General features: G+C 37.5%; 31 protein-coding genes, 6 pseudogenes and 2 other annotated features. Of the genes and pseudogenes, 15 read left to right on the forward strand and 22 right to left on the reverse strand.

Annotated features, from left to right (window positions below):
• Positions 1–82: 82 nt before the first annotated feature.
• Positions 83–306, forward strand: a binding site (T-box leader).
• Positions 307–468: 162 nt separating this feature from the next.
• The 8 genes from trpB (STYK_RS02515) to trpA all read left to right on the forward strand — a co-directional run bounded on the left by trpB (STYK_RS02515) (position 469) and on the right by trpA (position 8,200).
• The gene (gene trpB / locus STYK_RS02515; RefSeq protein WP_000208440.1) at positions 469–1,647 is read left to right on the forward strand and encodes a tryptophan synthase subunit beta; all 1,179 of its coding nucleotides are present in this window, start codon (positions 469–471) and stop codon (positions 1,645–1,647) included.
• Positions 1,644–1,869: a binding site (T-box leader), on the forward strand. It overlaps the preceding gene by 4 nt.
• Before the next feature lie 71 nt (positions 1,870–1,940).
• On the forward strand, positions 1,941–3,302 hold the full coding sequence (gene trpE / locus STYK_RS02520) for an anthranilate synthase component I (RefSeq protein ID WP_261805163.1): 1,362 nt from the start codon (positions 1,941–1,943) through the stop codon (positions 3,300–3,302).
• Positions 3,299–3,865, forward strand: coding sequence for an aminodeoxychorismate/anthranilate synthase component II (locus STYK_RS02525; RefSeq protein ID WP_223336281.1), 567 nt, complete (start codon positions 3,299–3,301; stop codon positions 3,863–3,865). The genes trpE and STYK_RS02525 overlap by 4 nt, the downstream gene beginning before the upstream one ends.
• Positions 3,866–3,875: 10 nt before the next feature.
• On the forward strand, positions 3,876–4,880 hold the full coding sequence (gene trpD, locus STYK_RS02530; protein WP_261805164.1) for an anthranilate phosphoribosyltransferase: 1,005 nt from the start codon (positions 3,876–3,878) through the stop codon (positions 4,878–4,880).
• Positions 4,877–5,644: an indole-3-glycerol phosphate synthase TrpC gene (trpC, locus tag STYK_RS02535; RefSeq protein ID WP_261805165.1), complete on the forward strand. Its 768-nt coding sequence runs from the start codon at positions 4,877–4,879 to the stop codon at positions 5,642–5,644. The genes trpD and trpC overlap by 4 nt, the downstream gene beginning before the upstream one ends.
• Positions 5,631–6,230 carry a phosphoribosylanthranilate isomerase gene (locus tag STYK_RS02540; RefSeq protein WP_042768741.1) on the forward strand — a complete coding sequence of 200 codons (600 nt, stop codon included), beginning with the start codon at positions 5,631–5,633 and terminating at the stop codon, positions 6,228–6,230. The genes trpC and STYK_RS02540 overlap by 14 nt, the downstream gene beginning before the upstream one ends.
• A complete protein-coding gene (trpB, locus tag STYK_RS02545; protein WP_261805166.1) occupies positions 6,208–7,431 on the forward strand; it encodes a tryptophan synthase subunit beta in 1,224 nt (407 codons plus the stop codon). The genes STYK_RS02540 and trpB (STYK_RS02545) overlap by 23 nt, the downstream gene beginning before the upstream one ends.
• A complete protein-coding gene (trpA, locus tag STYK_RS02550; protein ID WP_261805167.1) occupies positions 7,424–8,200 on the forward strand; it encodes a tryptophan synthase subunit alpha in 777 nt (258 codons plus the stop codon). The genes trpB (STYK_RS02545) and trpA overlap by 8 nt, the downstream gene beginning before the upstream one ends.
• Here the strand turns inward: trpA and STYK_RS02555 are convergent.
• Positions 8,172–8,273, reverse strand: a pseudogene (locus STYK_RS02555) (prepilin peptidase); the annotation flags it as partial. The gene trpA and the pseudogene STYK_RS02555 overlap by 29 nt on opposite strands.
• A 120-nt stretch (positions 8,274–8,393) precedes the next feature.
• On the opposite strand from STYK_RS02555, the pseudogene STYK_RS02560 reads away from it, so the two are divergent.
• Together STYK_RS02560 and STYK_RS02565 are read left to right on the forward strand one after the other, a co-directional pair.
• Positions 8,394–9,124, forward strand: a pseudogene (locus STYK_RS02560) (spr1630 family ClpXP-sensitive toxin).
• 14 nt (positions 9,125–9,138) lie between these two features.
• Positions 9,139–10,290 (forward strand): spr1629 family repressor/antitoxin, encoded by a 1,152-nt coding sequence (locus STYK_RS02565; RefSeq protein ID WP_000481755.1) that lies wholly within the window; start codon positions 9,139–9,141, stop codon positions 10,288–10,290.
• A 51-nt stretch (positions 10,291–10,341) separates the two neighbouring features.
• On the opposite strand, the gene STYK_RS02570 is transcribed toward STYK_RS02565, so the two are convergent.
• Positions 10,342–11,001: a prepilin peptidase gene (locus STYK_RS02570; protein ID WP_261805168.1), complete on the reverse strand. Its 660-nt coding sequence runs from the start codon at positions 10,999–11,001 to the stop codon at positions 10,342–10,344.
• A 69-nt stretch (positions 11,002–11,070) separates the two neighbouring features.
• Here STYK_RS02570 and STYK_RS02575 point away from each other — a divergent pair, with 69 nt between their 5' ends.
• Positions 11,071–11,526 (forward strand): GNAT family N-acetyltransferase, encoded by a 456-nt coding sequence (locus STYK_RS02575; RefSeq protein WP_261805169.1) that lies wholly within the window; start codon positions 11,071–11,073, stop codon positions 11,524–11,526.
• A gap of 152 nt (positions 11,527–11,678) precedes the next feature.
• Here the strand turns inward: STYK_RS02575 and STYK_RS02580 are convergent, their stop codons facing one another.
• The 5 genes from STYK_RS02580 to STYK_RS02600 all read right to left on the reverse strand — a co-directional run bounded on the left by STYK_RS02580 (position 11,679) and on the right by STYK_RS02600 (position 13,638).
• Positions 11,679–11,882: a CsbD family protein gene (locus tag STYK_RS02580; protein WP_049497560.1), complete on the reverse strand. Its 204-nt coding sequence runs from the start codon at positions 11,880–11,882 to the stop codon at positions 11,679–11,681.
• 23 nt (positions 11,883–11,905) lie between these two features.
• A complete protein-coding gene (locus STYK_RS02585) occupies positions 11,906–12,514 on the reverse strand; it encodes an Asp23/Gls24 family envelope stress response protein (RefSeq protein WP_049497563.1) in 609 nt (202 codons plus the stop codon).
• Between the two features lie 65 nt (positions 12,515–12,579).
• Positions 12,580–12,741 carry a DUF2273 domain-containing protein gene (locus STYK_RS02590; protein ID WP_000455067.1) on the reverse strand — a complete coding sequence of 54 codons (162 nt, stop codon included), beginning with the start codon at positions 12,739–12,741 and terminating at the stop codon, positions 12,580–12,582.
• Positions 12,742–12,752: 11 nt separating this feature from the next.
• Positions 12,753–13,325 (reverse strand): alkaline shock response membrane anchor protein AmaP, encoded by a 573-nt coding sequence (gene amaP / locus STYK_RS02595; RefSeq protein ID WP_261805170.1) that lies wholly within the window; start codon positions 13,323–13,325, stop codon positions 12,753–12,755.
• Between the two features lie 76 nt (positions 13,326–13,401).
• Complete coding sequence (locus tag STYK_RS02600) at positions 13,402–13,638, reverse strand: GlsB/YeaQ/YmgE family stress response membrane protein (RefSeq protein ID WP_049522036.1); 237 nt, start codon at positions 13,636–13,638, stop codon at positions 13,402–13,404.
• Between the two features lie 285 nt (positions 13,639–13,923).
• Between STYK_RS02600 and mgaSpn the strand changes: the two are divergent.
• A pseudogene (mgaSpn, locus tag STYK_RS02605) lies at positions 13,924–14,417 on the forward strand (virulence factor transcriptional regulator MgaSpn); the annotation flags it as partial.
• Between the two features lie 55 nt (positions 14,418–14,472).
• Here mgaSpn and STYK_RS02610 read toward each other — a convergent pair.
• The gene (locus tag STYK_RS02610; RefSeq protein WP_001015311.1) at positions 14,473–15,153 is read right to left on the reverse strand and encodes an IS6-like element IS1216 family transposase; all 681 of its coding nucleotides are present in this window, start codon (positions 15,151–15,153) and stop codon (positions 14,473–14,475) included.
• A 61-nt stretch (positions 15,154–15,214) separates the two neighbouring features.
• Between STYK_RS02610 and STYK_RS02615 the strand changes: the two genes are divergently transcribed.
• From STYK_RS02615 to STYK_RS02625, 3 genes are read left to right on the forward strand one after another with little or no spacing between them, the layout of a single operon-like run.
• Positions 15,215–15,391 (forward strand): hypothetical protein, encoded by a 177-nt coding sequence (locus STYK_RS02615; RefSeq protein ID WP_261805171.1) that lies wholly within the window; start codon positions 15,215–15,217, stop codon positions 15,389–15,391.
• Between the two features lie 41 nt (positions 15,392–15,432).
• Positions 15,433–16,104 carry a hypothetical protein gene (locus tag STYK_RS02620; protein ID WP_261805172.1) on the forward strand — a complete coding sequence of 224 codons (672 nt, stop codon included), beginning with the start codon at positions 15,433–15,435 and terminating at the stop codon, positions 16,102–16,104.
• Complete coding sequence (locus tag STYK_RS02625; RefSeq protein WP_261805173.1) at positions 16,094–16,513, forward strand: hypothetical protein; 420 nt, start codon at positions 16,094–16,096, stop codon at positions 16,511–16,513. Before STYK_RS02620 ends, STYK_RS02625 begins: the two co-directional genes overlap by 11 nt.
• Positions 16,514–16,561: 48 nt before the next feature.
• Here the strand turns inward: STYK_RS02625 and mobP2 are convergent.
• From mobP2 to STYK_RS02695, 14 genes and pseudogenes are all read right to left on the reverse strand, one after another.
• Positions 16,562–18,930, reverse strand: a pseudogene (gene mobP2 / locus STYK_RS02630) (MobP2 family relaxase).
• 18 nt (positions 18,931–18,948) lie between these two features.
• Positions 18,949–19,509, reverse strand: a pseudogene (locus tag STYK_RS02635) (hypothetical protein).
• 10 nt (positions 19,510–19,519) lie between these two features.
• Entirely contained in the window at positions 19,520–19,969 is a 450-nt protein-coding gene (locus STYK_RS02640) for a hypothetical protein (protein ID WP_261805174.1), read from the reverse strand.
• A gap of 10 nt (positions 19,970–19,979) precedes the next feature.
• On the reverse strand, positions 19,980–20,768 hold the full coding sequence (locus tag STYK_RS02645) for a DNA/RNA non-specific endonuclease (RefSeq protein ID WP_261805175.1): 789 nt from the start codon (positions 20,766–20,768) through the stop codon (positions 19,980–19,982).
• A gap of 2 nt (positions 20,769–20,770) precedes the next feature.
• Entirely contained in the window at positions 20,771–21,118 is a 348-nt protein-coding gene (locus STYK_RS02650) for a hypothetical protein (protein WP_049510603.1), read from the reverse strand.
• Positions 21,111–21,444, reverse strand: a pseudogene (locus STYK_RS02655) (hypothetical protein). Before STYK_RS02655 ends, STYK_RS02650 begins: the two are co-directional and overlap by 8 nt.
• Before the next feature lie 402 nt (positions 21,445–21,846).
• Positions 21,847–22,134, reverse strand: coding sequence for a hypothetical protein (locus STYK_RS02660; protein ID WP_084939918.1), 288 nt, complete (start codon positions 22,132–22,134; stop codon positions 21,847–21,849).
• Positions 22,135–22,167: 33 nt separating this feature from the next.
• Positions 22,168–22,524, reverse strand: a complete 357-nt coding sequence (locus STYK_RS02665) for a hypothetical protein (RefSeq protein ID WP_261805176.1) — start codon at positions 22,522–22,524, stop codon at positions 22,168–22,170.
• Between the two features lie 417 nt (positions 22,525–22,941).
• Entirely contained in the window at positions 22,942–23,943 is a 1,002-nt protein-coding gene (locus STYK_RS02670; RefSeq protein ID WP_261805177.1) for a hypothetical protein, read from the reverse strand.
• Positions 23,944–23,995: 52 nt separating this feature from the next.
• Complete coding sequence (locus STYK_RS02675) at positions 23,996–24,220, reverse strand: multidrug transporter MATE (RefSeq protein ID WP_261805178.1); 225 nt, start codon at positions 24,218–24,220, stop codon at positions 23,996–23,998.
• A 9-nt stretch (positions 24,221–24,229) separates the two neighbouring features.
• The gene (locus STYK_RS02680) at positions 24,230–24,460 is read right to left on the reverse strand and encodes a hypothetical protein (RefSeq protein ID WP_009730751.1); all 231 of its coding nucleotides are present in this window, start codon (positions 24,458–24,460) and stop codon (positions 24,230–24,232) included.
• A complete protein-coding gene (locus STYK_RS02685) occupies positions 24,453–24,899 on the reverse strand; it encodes a thioredoxin domain-containing protein (protein ID WP_261805179.1) in 447 nt (148 codons plus the stop codon). The genes STYK_RS02680 and STYK_RS02685 overlap by 8 nt, the downstream gene beginning before the upstream one ends.
• Positions 24,896–25,318: a hypothetical protein gene (locus STYK_RS02690; RefSeq protein ID WP_009730753.1), complete on the reverse strand. Its 423-nt coding sequence runs from the start codon at positions 25,316–25,318 to the stop codon at positions 24,896–24,898. The genes STYK_RS02685 and STYK_RS02690 overlap by 4 nt, the downstream gene beginning before the upstream one ends.
• Positions 25,319–25,333: 15 nt before the next feature.
• Entirely contained in the window at positions 25,334–25,537 is a 204-nt protein-coding gene (locus STYK_RS02695) for a hypothetical protein (protein WP_261805180.1), read from the reverse strand.
• Positions 25,538–25,545: the final 8 nt, after the last annotated feature.

The raw sequence follows: 25,545 nt of genomic DNA on the forward strand, positions 1-25,545 counted from the left end.
CATTATCACATTCGAATCACACATCTTTCAAAAAAATCGTAAAAAAGTCTTGACAAAGAAAAAACAAAGTATTAAAATAAGTTCAACAAATCAGAAAAGTAACTATTTTTGATCTTCAGGGAGCCTGTGGTGATTGTGAACAGGTGGTTGAAAGTAGTGAAAGTGGGCTGATTTTAAAAATGAATTTGAAACAATGAAAATTCGGTGCGCACACCTTACAGTGCAACTTGTTGTTAGACAAGGCAGAGATGTAAAGGGATAGTCCCTTTATAATTGAGGTGGCACCGCGTTACCAACGCCCTCACACGGAATTTAATTCTGTGTGTGGGCTTTTTTCTATCCGTCGTTTTGTTTATCTTTTATTAGGGTGTTAAGTCGCTTTGATGAACTTGAGTTCTATCTGCAGCTCCTTCCTACTACTAAAAGCAAACAAAAAGGCCGGATTCATACAGAAAGAGGAAAAATTTTATGACAACTAAAGGTTATTTTGGACAATTTGGTGGTAGTTTTGTACCGGAGCCGATTCAGGCTTTGTTAGATGAGTTGGAAGTGACATTTGACAAGTATAAGGATGATCCAGAATTTTTGGCAGAATTTCGCCATTACTTAAAGGACTATTCAGGTCGCGAAACACCGCTCTATTTTGCGGAAAGTTTGACAGACCACTTAGGTGGCGCTAAGATTTATCTCAAGCGCGAAGACCTGAACCACCTTGGTTCTCACAAGCTCAACAACGTTTTAGGACAAATCCTTCTTGCCAAACGTATGGGCAAAAAACGAGTGATTGCGGAAACAGGAGCTGGTCAGCACGGTGTTGCGACAGCAGCGGCTGCAGCCAAGTTTGGGATGGCCTGTGATGTCTACATGGGAGCAGAGGATGTGGAACGTCAACGTCTCAATGTTTTCCGTATGGAGATGATGGGAGCAACTGTTCATGCAGTTGAAACGGGAACACGAACTCTTAAGGATGCGGTTGATGCAGCCTTTGGAGCATGGATGAATGACCTTGAAGCCTTCTATGTTCTGGGATCTGCTGTAGGTCCTCACCCTTATCCTACAATTGTTCATGAATTCCAAAAGGTCATCAGTGAAGAATCTCGTCGTCAAATCTTAGAAAAAGAAGGCCGTTTACCAGACTACGTTATTGCCTGTGTAGGTGGTGGTTCCAATGCCATTGGTGCTTTTTCACAGTATGTGGCTGATGAAGAAGTTAAATTGGTTGGGGTCGAAGCTGCTGGTCATGGACTTGACACAGACAAGCACGCAGCTACTATGACAAAAGGTAGTATCGGAATTGTCGACGGCATGAAGACCTATGCAGTCTTTAAGGAAGATGGAGAGCTAGCTCCAGTTTACTCTATCTCAGCTGGTTTGGACTATCCAGGGGTTGGTCCAGAACACGCCTACTTCAAAGATTCAGGTCGCGTGGAATATGTCGCTGCGACGGATGAAGAAGCTGTTCAGGCTCTCCTCCTTCTCAGCAAGACTGAAGGAATTATCCCAGCGATTGAAAGTTCGCATGCCATCGCAGAAGCAGTTAAACGTGCACCGAAACTAAGTAAAGATGAGATTATCATCATCAATGTCTCTGGTCGTGGAGACAAGGATGTAGCTGCTATTGCAGACTACCTTGAAGCTAAAAAATAAGAGATGGAAAAATTACAGTCTTTTCTCTCACAGAGAGCTTGTGGTTACTGGAAACAAGCAGAGAAAGCTGTAAGGTTGGGTCCATCTGAAACGAGAGAAGAAAACATAATTCTCAAGGGAGTGCCCTTTATCGCACAGCCTGTTACAGGAGGTTTCTGAGACAGGAATGAGAGATAGGAGAAATCCTATAATTGAGGTGGCACCGCGAATTTCGTCCTCACGCAAGTTATTTTGCGTGGGGATTTTTCATACAGTCGTCACGAACTAGAATTAGAACTGAAAGGGAAAATACAATGGAACGAATCATTCATGGAGATGTCTTATCACCAATCTTGGCTTATATGCGCCTAAAGGGGCAACACAAGGTTATTTTAGAAAGTATTCCGAGAGACAAGGAAACAGCTCGTTTTTCTATCCTAGCCTATAATCCTGTTTTTGAGATTAAGTTTGAAAATGGGGTCCTTTATCAAAATGGGCAAGTGATTGATCGTGATCCCTTGGATTGTCTTTATGAAGTGACTCATAAGAGCCAACACCATTCAGACCTCCCTTTTGGTGGGGGAGCCATTGGATTTGTTGGCTACGATATGATTTCGCTTTATGAAGAAATTGGTCAAATCCCTCAAGATACAATTGGGACTCCAGACATGCATTTCTTTGTCTATGAGAGTTACATGGTCTTTGACCACAAGAAGGAAAAAATTCATGTCATCGAGGATGCTCTCTATAGTGAGCGTAGTCAAGAAGACTTGGAAAAAGCCTTAAACCAAGTGCTTGAGGAATTACGCATCCCTGCTCCAAATGAATTTGAAGACTTGGATCTATCTCCGTTAGACTTCAAACCGCATATCGCTCCTCAAAAATTTGAGGAAATGGTGGAAACAGCTCGTGACTTGATTCGTAATGGCGACATGTTCCAGTGCGTACTCAGTCAGCGCTTCTCAGCAGAAGTTACTGGAAATCCATTTGACTTCTACAGAAATCTCCGCGTGACTAATCCTTCTAATTACCTTTATTTCTATGATTTTGGAGATTATCAAATCATCGGTGCCAGTCCAGAAAGTTTGGTTTCTGTCAAAAACGGCATCGTAACAACCAATCCGATTGCAGGTACGCGACCAAGAGGAGCTACGGATGAAGAAGACAAGGCTTTGGCGACAGACCTGCTTTCGGATGAGAAGGAAACAGCAGAGCATCGGATGTTAGTAGACTTGGGACGAAATGATATTGGTCGCATCTCTGAAACGTCCAGTGTCCAAGTCACCAAGTATATGGAAGTGGAGCTCTTTCGCTATGTTATGCATTTGACCAGCGTGGTCAAGGGGCGTTTGCTTCCAGAACTCACTGCCATGGATGCCTTGAAAGCAACACTTCCTGCTGGAACCGTTTCTGGAGCACCAAAGATTCGAGCGATGAGACGCATCTATGAACTGGAAACAGAAAAACGTGGCGTATACGCAGGAGCAATCGGCTACTTATCTGCGACGGGTGATATGGATTTCGCCATTGCCATCCGAACGATGATTCTCAAAAATCAAACAGCCTATGTGCAGGCTGGGGCAGGGATTGTCTACGACTCCATCGCCCAAAATGAATACCAAGAAACCATTAACAAGGCTAAATCTATGACTAGAATTGGAGAACTAAGACCATGATTTTATTGATTGACAACTATGATTCTTTTACCTATAATTTGGCCCAATACATTGGGAATTTTGCAGAGGTACAGGTCTTGAGAAATGATGATCCCAAGCTGTATGAAGAAGCTGAAAAAGCAGATGGTCTGGTCTTTTCGCCCGGCCCAGGTTGGCCAGTTGATGCTGGAAAGATGGAAGACATGATTCGTGATTTTGCTGGCAAGAAGCCGATTCTTGGGATTTGTTTGGGCCACCAAGCCATTGCAGAAGTCTTTGGCGGTAAGTTGGGCTTGGCTCCCAAAGTCATGCATGGGAAACAGAGCAATATCAGCTTTGAAGCGCCATCTGTTTTGTATCAAAGTATCGAGGATGGCCGTGCAGTCATGCGTTATCACAGTATTTTGATTGAAGAAATGCCAGAAGACTTTGAAGTGACAGCTCGTTCGACTGATGACCAAGCCATCATGGGAATTCAACATAAAAACCTACCGATTTATGGCTTCCAGTACCATCCAGAGAGCATTGGAACGCCAGATGGCTTGTCTTCTATTCGGAATTTTATCGAGAAGGTTGTAAAGTGAGGAAACTAGGATGAAAGAGATTATTGAAAAACTAGCAAAATTTGAAAATTTATCAGGTGTGGAAATGACGGATGTCATTGAGCGTATCGTAACTGGGCGTGTAACGGAGGCGCAGATTGCTTCTCTCCTCTTAGCTCTTAAGATGAAGGGGGAAACACCTGAAGAACGCACAGCCATTGCCCAAGTCATGAGAGGGCATGCCCAACATATTCCAACTGTAATTCATGATGCTATGGACAACTGTGGTACAGGTGGGGACAAGTCTTTTAGTTTTAATATTTCCACAACTGCAGCCTTTGTCTTGGCTGGTGGCGGTGTTCATATGGCAAAGCACGGTAACCGCTCGATTTCTTCTAAATCTGGTTCTGCAGATGTCCTTCAAGCCTTGGGCATCAACCTAGACCTCAAACCAGCTGAACTAGGTAAGGTCTTTGATAAAACTGGCATCGTCTTTCTCTTTGCTAAAAATATGCACCCAGCAATGAAATACATCATGCCAGCTCGTTTGGAATTGGGAATTCCAACGATCATGAACTTGACTGGTCCACTGATTCACCCAATGGCTTTGGAAACACAGCTTCTTGGAATTAGTCGTCCAGAACTTCTAGAAAGTACAGCTCAGGTTTTGAAAAACATGGGTCGTAAACGTGCCATCGTGGTTGCTGGGCCAGAAGGATTGGATGAAGCTGGTTTGAATGGAACAACCAAGATTGCACTTCTTGAGAATGGCGAAATCACCTTGTCAAGCTTTACTCCAGAGGATTTGGGGATGGAGCGCTACGCTATCGAAGATATCCGTGGTGGCAATGCTCAGGAAAATGCAGAAATTTTGCTCAGCGTTCTTAAAAATGAACCAAGTCCATTCTTGGAAACGACAGTTTTAAATGCTGGTCTTGGTTTCTATGCTAATGGTAAGGTAGATAATATCAAGGATGGAGTTGCCTTAGCTCGTCAAGTCATTGCTAGTGGCAAGGCTCTTGAAAAACTCAGACTGTTACAGGAGTACCAAAAATGAGTCAGGAATTTTTAGCACGAATCTTGGAGCAAAAAGCGCGTGAGGTTGAGCAGATGGAGCTGGAGCAAATCCAGCCCCTGCGCCAGACCTATCGTTTGGCAGAATTTTTGAAGAATCACCAGGATCGTTTACAGGTAATCGCTGAAGTTAAGAAGGCTAGCCCTAGTCTGGGAGATATCAATCTCGATGTGGATATTGTGCAACAGGCCCAGACTTATGAAGCGAACGGAGCAGTGATGATTTCTGTTCTGACAGATGAAGTTTTCTTTAAAGGGCATTTGGATTATCTGCGGGAGATTTCCAGTCAGGTACAGATTCCAACGCTCAACAAGGACTTTATCATCGATGAAAAGCAAATCATCCGTGCTCGCAATGCAGGTGCAACAGTCATCTTACTCATTGTGGCTGCCTTGTCAGAAGAACGCCTTAAGGAACTCTACGACTACGCGACAGAGCTTGGTCTGGAAGTCTTGGTGGAAACCCACAATCTAGCTGAACTAGAGGTAGCTCACAGACTCGGTGCTCAGATTATCGGAGTTAATAACCGAAACTTGACCACCTTTGAGGTCGATTTGGAGACCAGTGTAGACTTGGCTAAACACTTCAAAGATGATTGCTTGTATATTTCTGAATCGGCTATTTTCACAGGGCAGGATGCAGAGCGAGTAGCACCATACTTTAACGGCATTTTAGTAGGGAGAGCTCTCATGCAGGCAGAAGATGTAGCCCAGAGAATCAAGGAGTTGCAGATTGACAAAGGTTAAAATTTGCGGATTATCGACCGAGGAAGCGGTGGAAACAGCCGTTTCAGCAGGAGCCGACTACATCGGTTTTGTCTTCGCACCTAGCAAAAGACAGGTGACCTTGGATCAGGCTGCTGAGCTGGCAAAGATTATTCCGTCAGACGTAAAAAAGGTTGGGGTATTTGTTTCACCAAGTCGGGTAGAACTGCTAGAAGCTATTGACAAAGTTGGTTTAGACTTGGTTCAAGTTCACGGTCAGATAGCGGATGATGTGTTTGAGGATTTGCCCTGTGACAGCATTCAGGCTGTGCAGGTGGATGGAGAGGGGCATGTGCCTCATTCTCAGGCAGATTATCTCCTCTTTGATGCCCCTGTGGCAGGAAGTGGCCAGACCTTTGACTGGGGGCAACTAGATACTACTGGACTAAATCAGCCCTTCTTTATCGCAGGTGGGCTTAAGGAAGACAATGTAGTACAAGCAATTCAACACTTTACTCCCTATGCAGTAGATGTATCGAGCGGAGTGGAGACAGATGGACAAAAAGATCATGAAAAGATTAGAAGATTTATAGAGAGGGTAAAGAATGGCATATCAGGAACCAAATAAAGATGGATTTTACGGAAAATTCGGAGGACGTTTCGTCCCAGAAACATTGATGACAGCAGTTTTGGAGTTGGAGAAGGCCTACCGTGAAAGTCAGGCAGATCCAAGTTTCCAAGAGGAATTAAACCAACTTTTGCGCCAGTATGTGGGGCGTGAAACTCCTCTTTACTACGCAAAAAACTTGACCCAGCATATCGGCGGAGCCAAGATTTATCTTAAACGTGAAGACCTTAACCATACAGGGGCCCACAAGATTAACAATGCCTTGGGACAAGTTCTTCTGGCTAAACGCATGGGTAAAAAGAAAATTATCGCTGAAACAGGTGCTGGTCAGCACGGTGTGGCAACTGCAACTGCTGCAGCCCTCTTTAACATGGAATGTACTATCTACATGGGTGAGGAAGATGTCAAACGCCAAGCCCTCAATGTGTTCCGTATGGAGCTTTTGGGAGCTAAGGTTGAGGCAGTGACAGATGGTTCGCGCGTGCTCAAGGATGCGGTCAATGCAGCCCTTCGTTCATGGGTAGCTAATATTGATGATACCCACTATATCCTTGGTTCTGCCTTGGGGCCTCATCCATTCCCAGAAATCGTTCGTGACTTCCAAAGTGTCATCGGTCGAGAGGCTAAACAACAGTACCGTGACTTGACAGGACAAGATCTGCCAGATGCCCTAGTAGCCTGTGTTGGTGGTGGTTCAAATGCTATCGGGCTCTTCCATCCATTTGTAGAAGATGAATCAGTAGCTATGTATGGGGCTGAAGCGGCTGGACTTGGTGTGGATACGGAGCACCATGCAGCTACCTTGACCAAGGGTCGTCCTGGTGTTCTTCACGGTTCTCTCATGGATGTGCTCCAAGATGCCCATGGTCAAATTCATGAAGCCTTCTCTATCTCAGCAGGTTTGGACTATCCTGGTATCGGTCCTGAACATTCTCACTACCACGATATCAAACGTGCCAGCTATGTTCCTGTGACTGACGAGGAAGCCTTGGAAGGATTCCAACTCTTGTCTCGTGTGGAAGGGATTATCCCAGCCTTGGAATCTAGCCATGCTATCGCCTTTGCGGTGAAATTGGCCAAAGAACTTGGACCAGACAAATCCATGATTGTCTGCCTATCGGGTCGTGGGGACAAGGATGTAGTCCAAGTCAAGGACCGCTTGGAAGCAGATGTAGCAAAGAAGGGAGAAGCTCATGCCTAAGACACTAACAGAAAAATTAAATGCTATTAAAGCAACTGGAAAAGGAATTTTCGTTCCCTATATCATGGCTGGAGACCATGAGAAAGGTTTGGATGGTCTAGCTGAAACAATCCACTTTTTAGAAGATTTGGGTGTTTCGGCTATTGAAGTGGGTATTCCCTTTTCAGATCCTGTCGCAGATGGACCTGTTATCGAAGAAGCTGGCTTGCGCAGTTTAGCCCACGGGACCTCTACCCAGGCTTTGGTTGAAACCTTGAAAACCATTCAAACAGAGGTTCCACTTGTCATCATGACCTACTTCAACCCCCTCTTTCAGTACGGTGTGGAGAATTTTGTCAAAGATTTGGCAGATACAGCGGTTAAGGGCTTGATTATTCCAGACCTGCCTCATGAGCATGCCAACTTTGTAGAACCATTTTTGGCAGATACAGACATCGCCTTGATTCCTCTAGTTAGTTTGACGACAGGAATTGAGCGCCAGAAAGAGTTGATTGATGGGGCAGAAGGATTTGTCTATGCCGTTGCTATCAATGGGGTGACAGGGAAATCAGGCAATTACCGCGCAGACTTGGACAAGCACTTGGCACAATTGCATCAAGTGGCCGACATCCCCGTCTTGACAGGTTTTGGTGTATCTAGTCAAGCCGATGTTGAACGCTTCAATGCGGTATCAGATGGCGTTATCGTCGGTTCAAAAATTGTAAAAGCTCTCCACGAGGGAGAGCCGATTCAGGACTTTATCAAACAAGCAGTAGCTTACCAAAAATAATCACACAAGCAGCGAGTAAGAGGAAAGGCACAAAAGGAAGTCTTTCCTTTTTCTTTTGCAGGAGAAAGGCTAGTTTTAGATATCATTTGCCAAATTACTCTGATATGAAACTTTAAGAAAAAGCTAATTATTGTAGTAATTTCTTTAAGAAAATGATATAATTCATTAAAAAGTATTCGGAGGAGGAAGAATTATGTTAAATCAGGATCTCTTTGATTCGCTCAAGGCACAAAAATTGTAGATACTTTGATGAAAGGTCAAAAAGATTATGTCGATGAACGTCTAGAAAAAAGAGAGACAATGATAGTGTCGAATGGTTATGCATGGACGCGACCTAATCATATTGATACTGCATTTGCGTCAGCAGATTTGTTTGAGTATAAATTACAATTAGCAGGACAGACTTGGGGATATTTAGAATTTGAAACAAATACAGAAAAATATGGGAAAGTATTGTTAATTATAAAGGGTAAGAAGCGACTTACGAACCAATTTCCTTTGGTACAAAAAAATAAGAGTGGCTACTTATTTGAATATGCTCAGATTAATACACTTTATCTTAATCAACATTCTTCCTATAAAAATGATGAAGATAGTCATTCTTTTCCAATTCAGATGGAGTTAGTTTCTGATGAAATGATTCAAGAAATTGAACAAGCTACTAAAAATTCGAATATCGAAAAATTTATGATTTTAACTTATGAGGCGGACTCAGCAAACAATATTATATCTGTAGATGTTGTTATGCCTGATGCACGAACTGGTCAGTTACACTTGATTCAAGATTTATCTGAGTATATTCAATCAAGTTCGTACCATTTCGAAGAAGCTAAATACCAAGATATTCCTAATTTTTCAGAATTATCGGAAACAGAAGATTTTGAAATTATTCCAAGAATAGAAAAACAAGAAGGTCAAAAGTAGTAAGGAGTATGTAAATGTTTAATGGTCGGGTATTGAAAGAATTACGGCTGTTAAATGGTTTAAGTAGAGCAGAATTGGCTCAGAGAATTAATTTAACGGAACAAGCCATTTGGCAGTTTGAGTCTAACGAAACTAAACCTAAATTATCAACCAAAATGCATTTGGCCAACCAATTTCATGTTGATTTAACTTATTTTGAACAAGAAGAAGAAAGTATTCGATTTGATTCTTCTGTAATTGCCTTTAGAAATGCAGACCTAGCAACACGGAAAACAATAGATATTCAAACTATGTATTTACATAAGGTAGATAGTTTGATTGATTATTTTGAAAGTTTTGTAATTATACCTAATATTACAATTCATGACCTAAGTAATGTAGTGAGTGAATCTTATCATAAGGGAGAATCCATTGAGGAATTGGCTCTTTATGCCAGGGAAAAATTAGGTATTTCAAAAGATAATCATGATTTGCTTTATAAATTAGAACGTTCAGGCATCTATATCGTGGAACGATTAATTAATGGGCAAGCTGATGCTTATAGCGCATGGTCAAAATTGGGAAGACCTTATATTGTGTTGGGGACGAATAAATCATCTGTACGTCGAAATTTTGACTTAGCTCATGAACTAGGACATATTCTTTTACACAAATATAAAGATATGAATGAAGATGGCGATCGTTTGGAGCAAGAAGCAAATTATTTTGCATCATGTTTTTTATTGCCAAAAGAAGAGTTTTTGGTCAAATTTGAAGAGAGGGTTGGCAAGCGTGTCAGCAATCCTGATAGTTATATTTTATTGAAGTCGGATTTGAATGTTTCGATACAGGCTTTAGAGTATCGAGCTTTTAAGTTAGGATTATTGACTCCAAAGCAACATTCTTACTTTTATCGTCAAATTGCGCAAAAAGGTTACAAAATGATTGAACCTCTGGATGATCAAATTTTTGTTAAAAAACCAAGCAAAGTAAAGAGTATTCTGGACGTCGTTTTGAGTAATCATCTAGTCAGTCTAGCGACTATAATGTCTAAACAAAGTATTCGTTTACAGTTTATAAGCGAAATATTTTCAGTCGAAATGAAATTTTTTGATCAGTATAAAGAAGATAAAAGAACAGATCGATTTGATAACATCATTCCTTTGTACAAAAGAAATAATTTATAATTCAACTGTGAAATAATTTCATGAAGGACATATGGCAGAAATTGGACTTTATCAAACAAGCAGTAGCTTACCAAAAATAATCACACAAGCAGCGAGTAAGAGGAAAGGCACAAAAGGAAGTCTTTCCTTTTTCTTTTGCAGGAGAAAAGCTAGGATGCCAGTTGCAGAAGCAAACTGAATCAAGATGAGCAACTCCGTTACGCTAAAGACGAGAGAGCAGGAAGCTAAAAAGAGAAAATCCCCTGCACCCATGCGGATATCGATAAAATGAGCCAACATTCCAAGGACAAGGAAGAAGATCATGACCAGATTCCAGCCAGAGGAAGCCATGAGGATTAGTTGGAAAGTCATCCAGACCAGTAAGGGGTATTCCTGATGACGAAAGTCGTAGATGCCCAAGGTCAAACCAGCGGTGATTAGGATGACTTGACTCAAGGAAAGTAATTCCCAAGAGTAAAGCAGAAAGAGGAGCCCTAAGCCTAGTTCAAAGAGGGCATACCAGACTGGATAAGGATCCTTGCAGTAGCGACAGCGAAAGCGATTGAGTACCTGAGAGAGAATCGGAATCAAATCTAAGGGACGCAAGCGAGTCTGACAGGAATCGCAGTGACTAGCTGGACTGATAATGGATTGCTCTGGAAAACGGTCAATGACCAAACCAAGAAAGGAAGCGAGAATGCTCCCGACAAGAAAAAAATAAAAATCAATCATACTTATTTATTCGTAAAAAATAGGAGAAGTAGTATAATGGAGAAACATAGATAAGGTGGTGAGGCAAAGATGACAATTCGATTTGAAGAAAAGGTGAGTATAGAAAACGCTCAACTCCTATGCCAATGGTCCAACTCCCTTGGCAAATCCTTTCAAGAACAATGGATGGGAACAATGATTCCTTTTCCCTTGACAATTCAAGTTTTGCAAGATTTGGAAGGAACCTTTTCAATCTTTGAAGGACAAGAGTTTATCGGGCTTATCCAGAAAATCAGGCAAGAAGACAGCAATCTTCATATTGGAAGATTTTTTATCAATCCCCAGAAACAGGGGCAAGGCTTAGGTAGCCAGGCTTTAAGGAAATTTCTTAGTTTGGCCTTTAAAAATGGAGATATAGATAGTATTTCTCTAAATGTCTTCGAGGCAAATCAAAGAGCTTACAATCTTTACCAAAAAGAAGGATTTAGGATCGTGGAAATCATTGAAGCACCAGAACGGAAATACATTATGAGAAAGTTTAGATAGAATGCAAAAAGTTTGGATTCCAAAGATATTCTGAATAACCATTACTTTTGATACAGTTTCATATTTAGTTAGATTTTTATAAACAAAAAAGAGAACGTCAGTACACTAACGTTCTCTTTTTTTGTTCTAAAATGATATATAAAGTCTAAACCTTATTTTTCTTCTTTATGAAGCATATTTTTGACACCTTCGATAGCGCCTTCTACAGCGTCTTTGGCATCTTCAGCAACTTCTTTTACTTTAGAAACAACTTTTTCAGTTGTTCCTTCTTTTTCCACTTTTTCATCACCGATGGCTTTTCCAACACCTTCTTTAATAGAACCTTTAGCTTGATTTAATTTTTCTTCTACTGACATGATTAATTCTCCTTTTAATTAGATTATTTTACGCGAGAGTTTTCTTGAGCTACTGTTCCAGTTGCTGCATTTTTAACGTTTTCGAAACCTTCACCAACTTTTTCTTGAACAGTAGATACACCGCTACCAAGACCAGATTTTACTTTTTCAAATTGTTCTGAAGCGAATTCTCCAGTTGATTCAGCAACATCAGATACGCGGTCTTGAAGGCTTACTGAGTCCGCTTCGTATTGTTCTTTAGTTTTGATATCGATAACGTTTACGTTTACTTCAACAACTTCCAATTCAGTCATCTTGCTAACTTCAGCAACAACAACATCTTTGATTTGTTTGTATAGATCAGGAACATTCTTTTGGTATTCAACTACAACGTTAAGATCAACAGCAACTTGTGACTTCCCAACTTCAACGTTAACTCCATTAGTTACATTATCAGAATTAACAAGTTTGTCTTTTAAGTTAGAGAAGAAGCCACCGTCGATTTCCAAAAGACCTGAAATGTTTTCTAGAGATAGACCGATGATTTTTTGAATTACTTTATCTTCATAAGTAAGTTCACCTTTAACATCTTGAGATACAACAGTAGAATTTTTCTTTTCTACATTAACATTAGTGTTTTTTTCGTTTGACATAGGAAACTCCTTTATTAAATTATTTATTATTAACTTATTTATTTTCTATATAGATAGTTATTTATCTATATAGTTTTTTCGATATATAATCCAGCTGCCACTCCCAGTGCTCCTAAAATCAATACAAATATTGTTTTGAAGAAGCCAAAGGAGACAATCAAACAAGCGAGAAATACGCCTATGAGACCAGCGATAATTGGATATCGATATTGTTTAAGCCATTCCATTTTTTACTTCCTTACTTCACACGACTAGCAGTTTTTTTCTTTTGAGCTTTAGGCTGTGGCTGATAGTCTTTTACCAAGACGTCCAATTTCACCTGACGCTCAATACCAAAGAATTGCTTTAATCCATTAGCTATTTCATATTGAATTAGTTGGCATCTGTCAGCGATGTTGTCCGAAGGAAGAATTTTACCTTCTACATGAACGAAACATTTATTTTTTCGTAAATTTACATGAACAGTTGGGTTCTTGATCAATCCATGATCACTCACCAAACTTCTAACAAAACCTTCAATTGCCGAATTCTTTAATTTTAATGTATCGTTTTTAGTTTCAAGTTGAATTTCCAAATAACGTTTAGGATAAAACAACACAACTAACATCGATAACAAAACTAAAGTTGATAGAGCCACTATTCCCCAGAATATATATCTAGAGAGATAGAATTCAACGAAATGATTCTGTCTCCAGCTAAATAGCTGAATGCCTAGATCACTAACTTGATGATAATCTATCAAAACAGGAAGGAAAATTGTCAAGATTAAAATACAGAAAATAATTAAAAATATTTTCTTTGTTTTTGACATATACAATCCTTTCGATTTAACATTAAACTATTTTTACCCGTCTAATCTATTTAAAAATAGTTTATTCTACAAGTAATTATTTTTTACCTGTAAAGAATGATACTACAGTAACAACAATTGCTGCTCCTGCAATAGATGGGATCAAAGCCATTCCAGCGATGGATGGGCCCCAACTACCTAAAAGGGATTGTCCTACAGATGACCCGACTAAACCAGCGAATACATTTGCGACGATTCCCATAGAACTACCTTTTTTAGTGATTCTACCTGCTACAAGTCCAATAAGACCTCCAGCAATAATTGACCACAACATTGCCTACCCTCCTTTATTATTTTAATTTCAAAAAATCAAATTCTTTGATTGTTGATATTATATAATTTTTAAAACTAAAAATATAATCTTTCGACTTGGATTTGATTCTGTATTCATGTCCTCAATAGACGGTAAAATGAGAAAATTGTTTATATATTGCCTCCGTACTGTTATTATACGAAATAAAGAATCTTAGTAAAAGTCGTTATAGCATGCTATACCTATTCTTTGTGGTATAATTGCAAGAGGTGAAATCCGATAATTTATAAAGAGAGAAAGACATTCATGAGAGATTTATTATCTAAAAAAGTCATAGGCAATTAGAATTATTAGAATTATTATTTGAACATAAACGATGGTTTCATCGTTCTGAACTAGCAGAGTTATTAAATTGTACAGAACGTGCAGTCAAAGATGATCTATCCCATGTTAGATCTGCTTTTCCTGACTTGATTTTTCATTCTTCGACTAATGGTATACGCATTATTAATACCGATGATAGTGATATTGAAATGGTTTACCATCATTTCTTTAAGCATTCAACTCATTTTTCGATTTTAGAATTTATCTTTTTTAATGAAGGTTGTCAAGCTGAAAGTATTTGTAAAGAATTTTATATCAGTTTATCTTCGCTCTATCGTATTATTAGCCAAATCAATAAAGTGATTAAAAAGCAATTTCAATTTGAAATCAGTCTGGCTCCTGTACAAATCATTGGAAATGAGAGAGACATTCGTTACTTTTTTGCACAATATTTTTCAGAAAAATATTATTTCCTAGGGTTCTGTTGCAAAGTTTTAAATAAAGAATAAAATCCCTTACGGTATCTATGATTTAAGCTGGGATTCCCAATAATACCTTGATTTCAGTACAGACCGAAAACCCGAAGAGAGTGCCTTCTTTTCGGGTTTTCTTATATAATCCTCGAATGGCTTCCATGCCTTTAATCGTGGTAGAGGCAGTGCGTAAACTTCGATAGAATTTATTGCGTCTCTTTACTGGACGATGGTCTTGTTCAATCAAATTATTCAGGTATTTAATGGTACGATGTTCTGTCCCTTGATAAAAGCCGTATTCTTTTAGTTTCTTAAAGGCACTTGTAATAGAGGGGGCTTTATCTGTGACTACAACCTTCGGTTCATCAAACTGCTTCACTAACCGCTTAAGAAAAGCATAGGCTGCTTGTGTGTCCCGTTTTTTACGTAACCAAATATCCAAGGTTAAACCATCTGCATCGATGGCTCGATACAAATAATGCCATTTTCCTTTAATTTTGATGTACGTTTCATCCATTTTCCATGAATAAAAGGATTTTTTATTTTTCTTTTTCCAAATTTGATAGAGTAGTTTGCCATATTCTTGCACCCAACGATAAATCGTCGTATGAGAAACGTTAATGCCACGATCATATAAGATTTCTTGAACTTCACGATAGCTAAGGTTATAACGAAGATAGTAGCCCACGGCTACAATAATCACATCCTGCTGAAATTGCTTTCCTTTAAAATGATTCATCGTCATTCCTCCTGCTATCTTTTTCTATTATTCTACCTTATTTGATAGTAGATTTAAAACTTTGCAACAGAACCATTCAAGTTTTTGGGATGATTTTGAACGCAGTTTTTATGAGGGAATCCTCGAAGAACTAGACATCGAATTTGACTTCACTGATGAAGATGCGAATTGGGATGCCACATGGGATGAGGTCACTAAAGCTATCGAAGATTTAAAGAAAGCACAAGAAAGCAAATAGAAAAAGAAAGGGAGAGCAAAAGGCTCTCATGGTAAAACAAAATGGCATCAAAACAAATTCTAGTTGAAGGTATGACAGAGCAAGAGATTCGAGATATGTTCAATAAATATCGAGTTGCAACAATCAATTTTATTAAACCATATAAAGATAAACTAATCGTGAATTTTGAATATCTTTGGGAACGCAACACAAAGAACTATCCTTATTTTAGTCGAACGCTTGATTACTTTCTTAAGGAAAGCAATAAAAAATATTTGCAACATTTGTATAATCGTCTGTGGACTGAAGCTGAACAAGAGAATTTTGGTGGCTCACGGATTCTATTTAAACTAGATGGTAAAAGTTATCAAATTGTAAGCAAAATAAATCTTCCTGATGGTGATTACATTCCGCTTTCACCAATTACAATTATTGATATTTTTGAAACAGATACATATTTAGTTGATAAGGAATATCAATTAACAGATGAAGAAGTTATGCAGGATATTTTTGGTCAGACAGAAAGTAATGTTGAACGACAGTTAAAAGAAGTACTAATTGGTATTTTTGAAACAGACTACAAGGATGAACAAACATTTGAAGAATTCGCAGATGGCTGGGATTTTTGGATTGACAAAGACGGAGAGATTTTAGTAGAGGGGCGTGGCATGAAACCGATTGATGGAGTTGAAAAAATTGGATATGCTGATAATGGAGAAGTATATGCATATTAACACATCACAAGTTGAGGCAGTCTTGATGAATAAGGCTGTCTCAGCATATCGTTTATCAAAAGAAATAGGCATACAAGAGAGTTCTATCTCTCTCTTGAGGAATGGGAAAAAAGATTTTAGTAAGTTAAGCCTTGAGTTCGCTATGAGAGTCCAATCATGGATAGACGAAGGTAATTACCATTTCAGTTACGACTATAGCGAATTGATAGAAGATTTAGAGGCAGATATAGACGAGGGACTGACAGACGAATATCTCTATATTGTGAGAGGAGACTATATTGAATTGCTAGAAAAATGTCCTATCATCGAATACTACTGTACTGCTGAGGAGATTGAGCAGGGTGATCTTGCAGAAAAAGTCTTGACTACTTCGGTTTTGGCAGAAATGAAAGCAGATAATGAATTGTAAAAAAGCCGTGAGAAATCACGGCTTTTATTTGGCTCCAAGTACCTCCCTTTATATACTGTGCCCTTTTTCCTCAAGTTCTTGCCTCTCATCGCTTCTCTCACGTTCCATAAGAGCTTTTTTATTTGCACGTTGGGCCCTTTGAAGAGAGTTTGTCAAATTTCTCATGAAATCTGTATTGATGATTGCTTTACCTTGGGATTGTTGGACGTTTTTTCTTTGCAGGTTCTTCCTTTCTTGCATTTTATGTGAAACAGCTTGAGCTAACTGACTTTTCTGATTACTTTCTTCCTCTGGCAATATTTTTTGATAGAGTGATTTGAGTTCAGAAAATCCTTTCGCATTCTCCTGTTTTAATTTTTGAATAGTCGCTTGATCAGTCGTTTGTGAAATTTCCTTGTTTCGACTGTAAATCTGATGTTTCAGCTGAAAAATTAAGATATGGGTCTGTAGCTCTTCTATATAGCTATCTTTCGTAACAGGATAGCCCTTTAGAATAGTCAGCACTCCTTCATCTTGGAGAGGTTGAACTGCTGCTAATTCTCCCTTCAGACGTTTAATAGGTGCTTGAATTGCTAACGAATCAGCTTTTTCTACTGAAAATGAAACACTATCTTCAAACTGGTTAGCAAGAGATTGTTTTAGAGATTGGTCTGCTTCACCTAGTTTATAATTTGGAGTCAGTTGCAATTCAGTCAGCTTCAGTCTTTGTTGAATTTCTTTCTTTTTCAATTCAACAAATGGCTTATCGGTTTCAAGTGGTTGAATTTGATCAAAAAGAGTTTTACGAACTAATAAGCTACTCTGTTTTTCCTCCAATAAACTCAATTTTAAAGCATAGCGAAATGTTCCTAACTCCTGGCGCTCTTTTAATGATCGATCACTTTTCTTTTTAGCTGCTTCTACAAGATCTTTCAAATCAGCTGAAGAAAATAGCGACAAGTCTCTTAAACTAAGTTGCTTCTCCAGTAAGTCTTCTTTCATTTGACTCACATCATAAACTAATTCCGTAACATATTCAGGACGTCCCAAACCTGTTCCGTGTTTATCATAAGCAGCATAGACTGGTTTTGTGATTTCAATAGGTTTTGCTCCATCTTTCAAATCATAACCCAGTTTTTTCCAGGAATCTAGTGTTTTGATGACACTTGCGTTAGGATCCTGGGCTAAAATTAATTTTTGATTCTTTACTGAGAAATTGGCCAAATTTTTTTCCAGCCGAACGTCAGCTATTTCAGGAGCATTCTCACGAAATAGGTGCAAAATTTTATTTGCTAGTCGTTCTCTCAATTCCTTCTCTCGACTCGCAATTAATTGCTGCAGATGATAGCCTGCAGCCTCCTGTTGTGTTTTCTCAAAACGACCATCAACTTTCCGAATCTTTTCGTAGGTTGATTTTTTTCAGCTGAATAAGCTCCTCTATAAGTTTCTAGGAAGTCCTTCGTTTCTTTCAGAAATTCTTGATAGAGCTCTTTCCCATCATTTTCTAAATAGGAATCCAGATAGCGGTCGATGAAGAATTTACTGACTGCAAAATCTCTTGCATTTGATCCATAACGCCATTTTTTATCCATTGGCAAATGGTTGTAAGCCTGCTCCAAAAAATTTTTTTCAGCCGAAGAACGAACCTTCTGATCTCTAAAGACAGAATTGATCAACTCACTTCTGATATTGGCCAAAATTTGTTCTCTTCTAACAATCATTCCTCTAGTCTGTTCATTTAACAGGCCATGAAAAACATCACTTTTAAAACGCTCAATGGTTTTTTGGGAAAAGTTCCCTCTGTACTCCATTCGTCCACGAGGTCGATAGAAAATTTTTTCTCTTGCAGACTCGACTTCTGATAAACCAAAATGCACATGAATATTATCCGTATTCAAGTGAATGTTAGCCCACCAAAATGATGAATCAGATAAGCCTTCTTTTTCAATCAACCTCGGCAATGCTTCACGTATGACCGACTTGATAGCTTGCTGATCGACTTTTCCAGTTTCCAGATCATATAATCCCTCTTTGGCCAAAAAATCATTATCAAAAGAGATAACACCCTGCCATAGAAGAGAGCCATTTTGATAAGCCTGTTCTAACTTACTTTTCAATTCAGTTACTTTGCTACGCTGCAAGTAATTGGCTTCTTTTGTAAAAATCGCTGTCATCTCTTCATTTTGGTTTTCAGTAGCATAAGAACGATTCATGTAATCGATGTATTCCTGGAAATTAAGTTTTGTTTCTGGAACTTCAGCTTGGATTTTTTGTAGTTCATCTTCAGTTAGAGACTCAATATTTTGTCTGTGTGTTTCTAAATTTAATTCATTATCAACCTCAACAGCTTCATCTCTATTAGTGTAGTCTACAAAGCCACTATTTGCTTCAGTGTATTGCAGCATGGAGGTAATACTTGGACTAGAAGATACGTTCATTATTTTCCTCTCTTTGAATTAAAATAATCCATTTTTCCTTAAAAGAGCGTAGTCTTTTAATAACGGTTGTAATTCTTCAGGTTCAACTTGAAAATCATTGATCCACCGTCCTGATTGAGAAATATGTAATTCTTTTTGTTCTTCAACAAATTGCATGGGTATCAATAAAACATTTGGTTTTTCTAACTCTGAACCACTTTCTCGTTCTAAAAAGGCGACAATAAAATCTTGATTTCCTTTTGTCCTCAATTGCCAGTGATGGGAGTTCCCATTTTTCCTTTTATATAATGAACTATATTTTACATCAATCATTAGACCATCTAGTCAAAAATCATATACTGGATTATTTTTCTTGAAATACTTATTCGCATCCGTTGCATCTGGAACATACTTTTGAAAAAGCTCCTCGGCCATTCCCCCGAGTTTAGCTGTCCTAGAACCATATTGAATTTTATCTTGAATTTTCAGGCAGCCGCTCTTAATCAATTTCAAATGAGCTATATGAGTAGGCAGCCCTGACTGTCTCACCGCTTCATGAAAATCTCCTGTTTCTAAATAGATCTTAACAACATCTACCATTTACTATACCTCAATGAGAATGTTTGATTGTTTGACCACGTGCAACATCTTCTTGAATAACATCGTTAATCCGTGCCATTAATTCATGCTGTGTAGGATCCAGTCGTGAATGAATAGATTCCAAATCTTGAACATCAAAATCATCTTTCGTAATAGCATGAAAGTTGGTTAGTGTTAAATAGAGAATTTGATCAAGTTGACGATGAATTGCCTTGTTGTCATTTCCAGAATCAAAGGCATCCCCCAAATTTTTTTCCAGCTGAGTCAGTCGCTCATAGAAATTTTTTCCTTCTCCTAATTCAATAAAGAGTTTATAAAAAACTTCAATCAAAGTGACAAGCGTTGCTGAATTATTTCGATATTGTTTCTGCAAAGCAGACGATTCTTTCAAGTAGGATTTTATTGCCTTAAATTTTTCATGTGTTTCTTCGCTAAAATATAAGCTAAGTCTTGGATTCATTTTTCCCTCCTCAATTTTTCTGAGATGATCCTGTCAAATAATTGATTTTGTATCCTGGTTGAATATTAAAGATATATACATCAAATGAGATCTCATCATCTTCAATACTCTGTGCTTCCATACGAACTCCTCTAGCAACTAATTCCACATTTCTAAATATAGGTGTTACTCGATAGCGGACATGGTGGTTCGTATTTTTTATGTAGTTAGCAATTTTATTTTCATAGTAGACCATTGATGATTGTTCATCTTCAAAATTTGCATTTAAAGCACGTGTACCTGTAAATAAATTTTTAGCATTCGCATTCTCTCCACTTAATTGAAAACCAATTAAGTGAGAACGATTATATAAATAATCTTCTTTTCCGTTGAAAATTATTTTTTTATTTTTCCATCCTGTTGGTGTGATAGACGAAATAGATTCTCTATCTTCAGTTGACATCAAATCTTTTCCCAACATCGCTTCAGCAATTCCTACACGATTTAAAAAATCTAGATCAGAATATTTTTCCCAGCTGCCATTTTCTAAACTCAATTCGCTCTTTGTAAATTGTGATTTTTCATTGACGACAATCACCTGATTTTTTCCATCATACTCCTTCGATTTCAAATCATCATTTTTCAGAGTAGGATTCAAATTTGAGTCGGAATTTTTTTCTTCAGCTGAATCGGCTATGTTCAATTGATTCGGGATATCATTTTGTGTTAAGCCAGATTTGATAGCATTAAAATTGTTAGGTTGTACGATAAAGATTGCAAGAAAAATGAGAATGATGAACAGAGATTTATTCTTCTTCATTTTCAAACACCACCTGACCGTCGTTCAGCTTCAAGTGCAGATACATCATCCATAAAATGTAACCAATTTGTAGTTAGATCATTTACAATATCTTGTTTAACATTTAAAGCTGAAAGAGAAATTTCATTCTTCAACATCAAATCTAAAATCTGACTTTGTTGTTTTTTGATGACAGATAATGTTTCCGCAAATTGGTTATTGTACAAATTCAATCCGTCATTCATTACGATATTTTGAACTTGCGATAACATAAACTCATTAAAGCTTGGATAGTTATATTTTTTGGAAATATCTCGAAGTTGTTCAAACATATCATCAGGTATATTTCTGATTTTGATTTCTTTAGGCATCACTTTCCACCTCTCCTTCATACTCTAACCAACGTGAAATATGATCGCCATAACGATTCATTTTTTTCAAATTCAGATAGTATCCTGGTCTGTTTTTTCATTTGTTCCAGAACATGGTCAGAAGCTAATTTCATATTTTCCAAATGAGCAACATATAAATCTTGAGCACGATTAAATTTTCCGTATTCAATTTTTTCACGACAGATTGAGAGCAGAAAATCATTAAATGACTTAGCTTTATTTTTTTCTGCGAGTGCTTTTAGATAATTAATTTCATCATCAGTAAGCCCTCTAATCTCAATTCGATTTTGTTTTATATTTGCCATTATTTCAAATTTTCCTTTCTAAAAAACAGCGCCCTTCTTTTTTCTTTTGTCGAAGCAAAAGCCAAAAGAAGCAAAAAAGAAAACTTCAACCTCGCAACATCACGAACCGACACGGTTCTATTTTTGCGGTTTTTCAACACACTAACACACACAGAGGGACTAAGGTCCTTTTTAGGTGTGTTGTGTTAGAAAAGAGCATAAGGGAAACTGTCCCCACGAAGCGTGTGGAGTTGATAGTATCAACGTTTCCGGTACCGGTAATTTTCTCGGTTTCACCTACTTACACACACACTATACTTACCTTTACATACTTTGTAGGTGTTATACTTACACCGTTTTTCTTCTTTACATACTTTTACTTACACTATTTTTGACTTCATTGAGAAGTTAAAAACTCAAAAATTACGACTGATTTTCAGCTGGAAAGTTTCCTTCTTCACGATTTTTCTTAGCTGCTAAACGTTGTTCTTTTTCATCTTCTTTGATAAGGTTTAATTCCATTTTTAACTCTTCAAAAATTGATTCATACGACTGATTTTTATTTTTCTTCAATTGAATTTGAACATAAATTTTACCAATTTGTTTTTGAAGATTCTCTTCTGCTTCTTTACGTTCCTGTTCCAAAAGGGCAACTCTTTTCTTTGCCTCTTCTAGTTGATTATCAATTTTTTTTAAATCATTTTTGGCCATGATTACTTCTCCTTTTTTCTAATTTCGTATTTCTTATTTCCTTAATTTATTTCCTGCAAAGCTGGTAATTTTTTCTTTTATAATTTGAAAGTTGCTCCACAAATCGCCATCTAATTTTTTCAAATCAATCACATAAACTTCATGATCATTTTTCTTGATGGTTAGTGTGAAAGAACGTTCATTAATTTTAATTTCCTGTAGAACGAGGTACATTGAAGAAAACATTTCTCCTTTATACCCTGGATTACTATGATAGGTTATTCCATATTCATCAATATCCAGCGCAACCCATTTTTGTTTTCTAAGCAAACCTTTTGTACTTGTGAATACAGTACGATGCTTTCTAACTGATTGATTCTCCCTTGGTGCTAATTTAAGTTGTTCTTTCATTTTTCTGCCTTTCTTTTTTTGATTTATTCTAGTATAAAAGATAACTAAAAAAATTTTTTAAAGGGACAATCATAAAAAATAAACCCCCTTAATTCAAAAATTAAGGAGATTCATTCTCTTTATTCACTATCGTTTATCTTATCCCACAAGGGTTGGAACCAAATAGAGCTTAACAATGGACGATATAATATCTTTGTCAAAATTGTAGAAATTAAAATACTAAACCATAGTACACTCATGGTATCGTAATAATAAAGAATTGTAGAAGAGTTAAGATTTACAAACCACTGATAAGTAAGAAAGGCCGACACAGTAAGTAAAATATATAGAGTGAAGCAACAATCAATCATTATAAAAAACATTACATGGTAAAGCTTTTTAAAACTTTTCTTTGATTTCATTTCATTTTACCTCACTTTAATTCATTTCTACAGTTTCAATAGGATTTGAAAATTCAAATGTTCCATCTTTAACTGCCTGTTTTTTCTTGTCCAAAGACTCCAATTTAGCCTTCAACTTTTCAATGTTTTTATAGGCTGTTTCGATGGTTCTATTCTTCGTTTCGATGTTAGTATCCAGCGTAGCAATATTCTTTTGATTGGCTTCGAGATCATCACCTGTTAGATATTTTGCTTCTGCTTGAAGACTCGCTTTTCGTGAATTATCATCTTCAATTGATTCCTTTAATTGAGCAATTGAGGTTGTCAATTTTTGAGACTGTTCATTCTGGAAATTGATCTCTTTTTCTATTTCCTGAAGAGTAAATTCTTCTCTGGAGACAACCTCAATAGCTTTAATTTCAAGCTGAGTATTTTGAGGAGTTACAAAGAATTGTACAGTGTCATCTTCTTCAGATTTCTTCTGAGAAACCTTTTTAGAATCACTGGATGGCGATGAAATATTCACATCAATTGAGCTAGAAGAGACTGTCTGATTCGTCACATCGATTGCAAATGCGCCAAAATTTTTCGGAACTCCTTTAATAATAACTGATACTTTATTATCAATGATTGGCACAACATCCATCTCTATTTTTGAGTCTTTATGCTGCGCATAGAGTTTCCATTTCAATCGTTTGGCATCGATGCCCCGATCTATCGAAGTCGTAGCATCTTTCGTCTCAAATTGTAAAACAATAATTCCAGTATCTGGTGAATATTCCTGGCTGACCAGTTTCATTTCACCACTGCCATTCGCAAAAATCTGCTTTGTTTTGAGTTGTTCTGAGGTATATGTTTGTCTTTGTGGTGAGAAAATCGCTCCCATCAAAAGACTTAACCAAGTCACAAACAACATTGAGAAAATGACGAGTTTTCTCTTAATAATATTCTCTTGAAACCAAATTTTAGTCTTAATAAATGGTTTCAAAATTGGGCTAGATTTTATCTTTTCAATCCAGCGTTTGATTGCATCTATCATAATGGATATATCCTTTCTACTTTATGTGAATTTTTGTTTTTAGAACAATACCTTATCTCCGATCCTCATGCTTCTTATATCCTTTCCAAATAAATGAAACCTTACTTTTCGGCCAAACACTTTTTAGTAACATTAAGAACGCTAATGGCAACCTTTTCGTTTTGATTTCATTTCCAAAGTTATCACATATAGTTATCCTGAAGAGCGGTACGAACCAGATCGCAATCAAGAAGGTTCCAACCACGCCATGCGCAATAGCATTTAAAATTTGATACATACTGCCTCCTTAAATACAACCTAACTTTTCAGGTGCCAAATCCAATGTTAGCCAAAGGGCCTCATCTTGCGAAATATGTGTTAGTCTTCCTCCCTCATCATTAAAACGATGTAGGGTAAACGTTCCATCTGATAATTTTCCTAAAACAACCATTCCTTCATTTGTCCTAGTACGCCATAGTTCCCAATCATTTTGAAAAGCTGTCTCAGCCCATTTACTCAGTTTTACCCTTTTAGTCATTTATGGCCTCCTGAATACCTTTCTCATCTGCTACAATCTTTTCCTCTGAATCTCTTAAAGCATATAGATATTTCTTTATTTTTCCCTTACGGATCTTGATGATAGTTGCAGCTTTTTCAACCTGGTATTTTTCTACCAACTTTTGACCTTCTTCTGTCTGAGTGTCAATGTAAAATGTAGGATAGGAACCTTTATTGGCTGCATCTACAACGACACTTTTTCCAACCTGACAGTAAGGACAATCTTTTTTATAAAATACTAGATTTACATTTTGATCAAGTACAGTATTCTGGTATTCCTTCTGAGTAAGGTGAGGATCATAATCTAAGATAAAATGATCTTTATACAACCTATATCCTCCTAAAACTGCGAGACTCACGACTAAAATGACAAGAAGAGCTCCTAGAGCTAACTTAACATGCGTAAAAAGCTCTTTCATCCTATCTCCTCCTCATCCATAAAATCAAATATGGAACCTTGAACATAATCAATCTTGGCCAATTCTTTTATTTCTGATTTCAAGTTAGTGAACGTTGTCATCACTTCTTGAAAGAGTAAAGGATCAAATTCCTCAGAATCCAATACACGAACAATTGGCAACATTGGATAATGATCTCTCAACTCCTCCTGCAGGTAATCTGAAATCATTTTATCATTCGAGATAACACTATCTACTCTAATGATCGCTGGAATGCTAGAAATACTCTCCTCGTTTTGATAAAAAGTTAAAGCCACATCCCCTGCAGAAACAGAATCAAATTTTAAGTTATCCGATGAAAGTTTAAAATAATAAGCCAATGCTTCCTGACCAACCCCTGTTAGGTAGTATCCTCTAATAATTTTGAATAACTCTGACATCGACCTTTCCCCTTCCTAACAAACTTTTAAAAGCCTAAACGGAGCTTGATACACCTCAGGATAGTGAATCAGTCTCTTTTTTCTTTGTTCAGGAAGTGGTTTACGGTAATGCTTTTGAAGATACTGAAAAGCTAATCCCAAGGTATCAAAAACTAAAACTTTATTCTCCCCATTACAAATATAGTCACCTAATTCAAAACTGAAAATTACATACTTCATTCTTCTTC

The sequence above is a fragment of the Streptococcus toyakuensis genome (assembly GCF_024346585.1).
Classification (GTDB): Bacteria; Bacillota; Bacilli; order Lactobacillales; family Streptococcaceae; genus Streptococcus; species Streptococcus toyakuensis.

What these genes read in the sequence shown, in the direction of transcription:
- STYK_RS02580 (WP_049497560.1), bottom strand. Translation starts at nt 11,882, where the DNA reads ATGTCAGTAGAAGAAAAATTAAATCAAGCTAAAGGTTCTATTAAAGAA.
- STYK_RS02660 (WP_084939918.1), bottom strand. Translation starts at nt 22,134, where the DNA reads ATGGCCAAAAATGATTTAAAAAAAATTGATAATCAACTAGAAGAGGCA.
- STYK_RS02690 (WP_009730753.1), bottom strand. Translation starts at nt 25,318, where the DNA reads ATGTCAGAGTTATTCAAAATTATTAGAGGATACTACCTAACAGGGGTT.
- STYK_RS02695 (WP_261805180.1), bottom strand. Translation starts at nt 25,537, where the DNA reads ATGAAGTATGTAATTTTCAGTTTTGAATTAGGTGACTATATTTGTAAT.
- STYK_RS02575 (WP_261805169.1), top strand. Translation starts at nt 11,071, where the DNA reads ATGACAATTCGATTTGAAGAAAAGGTGAGTATAGAAAACGCTCAACTC.
- STYK_RS02675 (WP_261805178.1), bottom strand. Translation starts at nt 24,220, where the DNA reads ATGTATCAAATTTTAAATGCTATTGCGCATGGCGTGGTTGGAACCTTC.
- STYK_RS02650 (WP_049510603.1), bottom strand. Translation starts at nt 21,118, where the DNA reads ATGCCTAAAGAAATCAAAATCAGAAATATACCTGATGATATGTTTGAA.
- STYK_RS02570 (WP_261805168.1), bottom strand. Translation starts at nt 11,001, where the DNA reads ATGATTGATTTTTATTTTTTTCTTGTCGGGAGCATTCTCGCTTCCTTT.
- trpB (WP_000208440.1), top strand. Translation starts at nt 469, where the DNA reads ATGACAACTAAAGGTTATTTTGGACAATTTGGTGGTAGTTTTGTACCG.
- trpA (WP_261805167.1), top strand. Translation starts at nt 7,424, where the DNA reads ATGCCTAAGACACTAACAGAAAAATTAAATGCTATTAAAGCAACTGGA.
- STYK_RS02620 (WP_261805172.1), top strand. Translation starts at nt 15,433, where the DNA reads ATGGCATCAAAACAAATTCTAGTTGAAGGTATGACAGAGCAAGAGATT.
- STYK_RS02680 (WP_009730751.1), bottom strand. Translation starts at nt 24,460, where the DNA reads ATGACTAAAAGGGTAAAACTGAGTAAATGGGCTGAGACAGCTTTTCAA.
- STYK_RS02585 (WP_049497563.1), bottom strand. Translation starts at nt 12,514, where the DNA reads ATGTCAAACGAAAAAAACACTAATGTTAATGTAGAAAAGAAAAATTCT.
- STYK_RS02670 (WP_261805177.1), bottom strand. Translation starts at nt 23,943, where the DNA reads ATGATAGATGCAATCAAACGCTGGATTGAAAAGATAAAATCTAGCCCA.
- amaP (WP_261805170.1), bottom strand. Translation starts at nt 13,325, where the DNA reads ATGTCAAAAACAAAGAAAATATTTTTAATTATTTTCTGTATTTTAATC.
- STYK_RS02590 (WP_000455067.1), bottom strand. Translation starts at nt 12,741, where the DNA reads ATGGAATGGCTTAAACAATATCGATATCCAATTATCGCTGGTCTCATA.
- STYK_RS02645 (WP_261805175.1), bottom strand. Translation starts at nt 20,768, where the DNA reads ATGAAGAAGAATAAATCTCTGTTCATCATTCTCATTTTTCTTGCAATC.
- trpC (WP_261805165.1), top strand. Translation starts at nt 4,877, where the DNA reads ATGAGTCAGGAATTTTTAGCACGAATCTTGGAGCAAAAAGCGCGTGAG.
- STYK_RS02665 (WP_261805176.1), bottom strand. Translation starts at nt 22,524, where the DNA reads ATGAAAGAACAACTTAAATTAGCACCAAGGGAGAATCAATCAGTTAGA.
- STYK_RS02610 (WP_001015311.1), bottom strand. Translation starts at nt 15,153, where the DNA reads ATGAATCATTTTAAAGGAAAGCAATTTCAGCAGGATGTGATTATTGTA.
- trpE (WP_261805163.1), top strand. Translation starts at nt 1,941, where the DNA reads ATGGAACGAATCATTCATGGAGATGTCTTATCACCAATCTTGGCTTAT.
- STYK_RS02600 (WP_049522036.1), bottom strand. Translation starts at nt 13,638, where the DNA reads ATGTTGTGGTCAATTATTGCTGGAGGTCTTATTGGACTTGTAGCAGGT.
- STYK_RS02625 (WP_261805173.1), top strand. Translation starts at nt 16,094, where the DNA reads ATGCATATTAACACATCACAAGTTGAGGCAGTCTTGATGAATAAGGCT.
- STYK_RS02685 (WP_261805179.1), bottom strand. Translation starts at nt 24,899, where the DNA reads ATGAAAGAGCTTTTTACGCATGTTAAGTTAGCTCTAGGAGCTCTTCTT.
- trpB (WP_261805166.1), top strand. Translation starts at nt 6,208, where the DNA reads ATGGCATATCAGGAACCAAATAAAGATGGATTTTACGGAAAATTCGGA.
- STYK_RS02640 (WP_261805174.1), bottom strand. Translation starts at nt 19,969, where the DNA reads ATGAATCCAAGACTTAGCTTATATTTTAGCGAAGAAACACATGAAAAA.
- trpD (WP_261805164.1), top strand. Translation starts at nt 3,876, where the DNA reads ATGAAAGAGATTATTGAAAAACTAGCAAAATTTGAAAATTTATCAGGT.
- STYK_RS02565 (WP_000481755.1), top strand. Translation starts at nt 9,139, where the DNA reads ATGTTTAATGGTCGGGTATTGAAAGAATTACGGCTGTTAAATGGTTTA.
- STYK_RS02525 (WP_223336281.1), top strand. Translation starts at nt 3,299, where the DNA reads ATGATTTTATTGATTGACAACTATGATTCTTTTACCTATAATTTGGCC.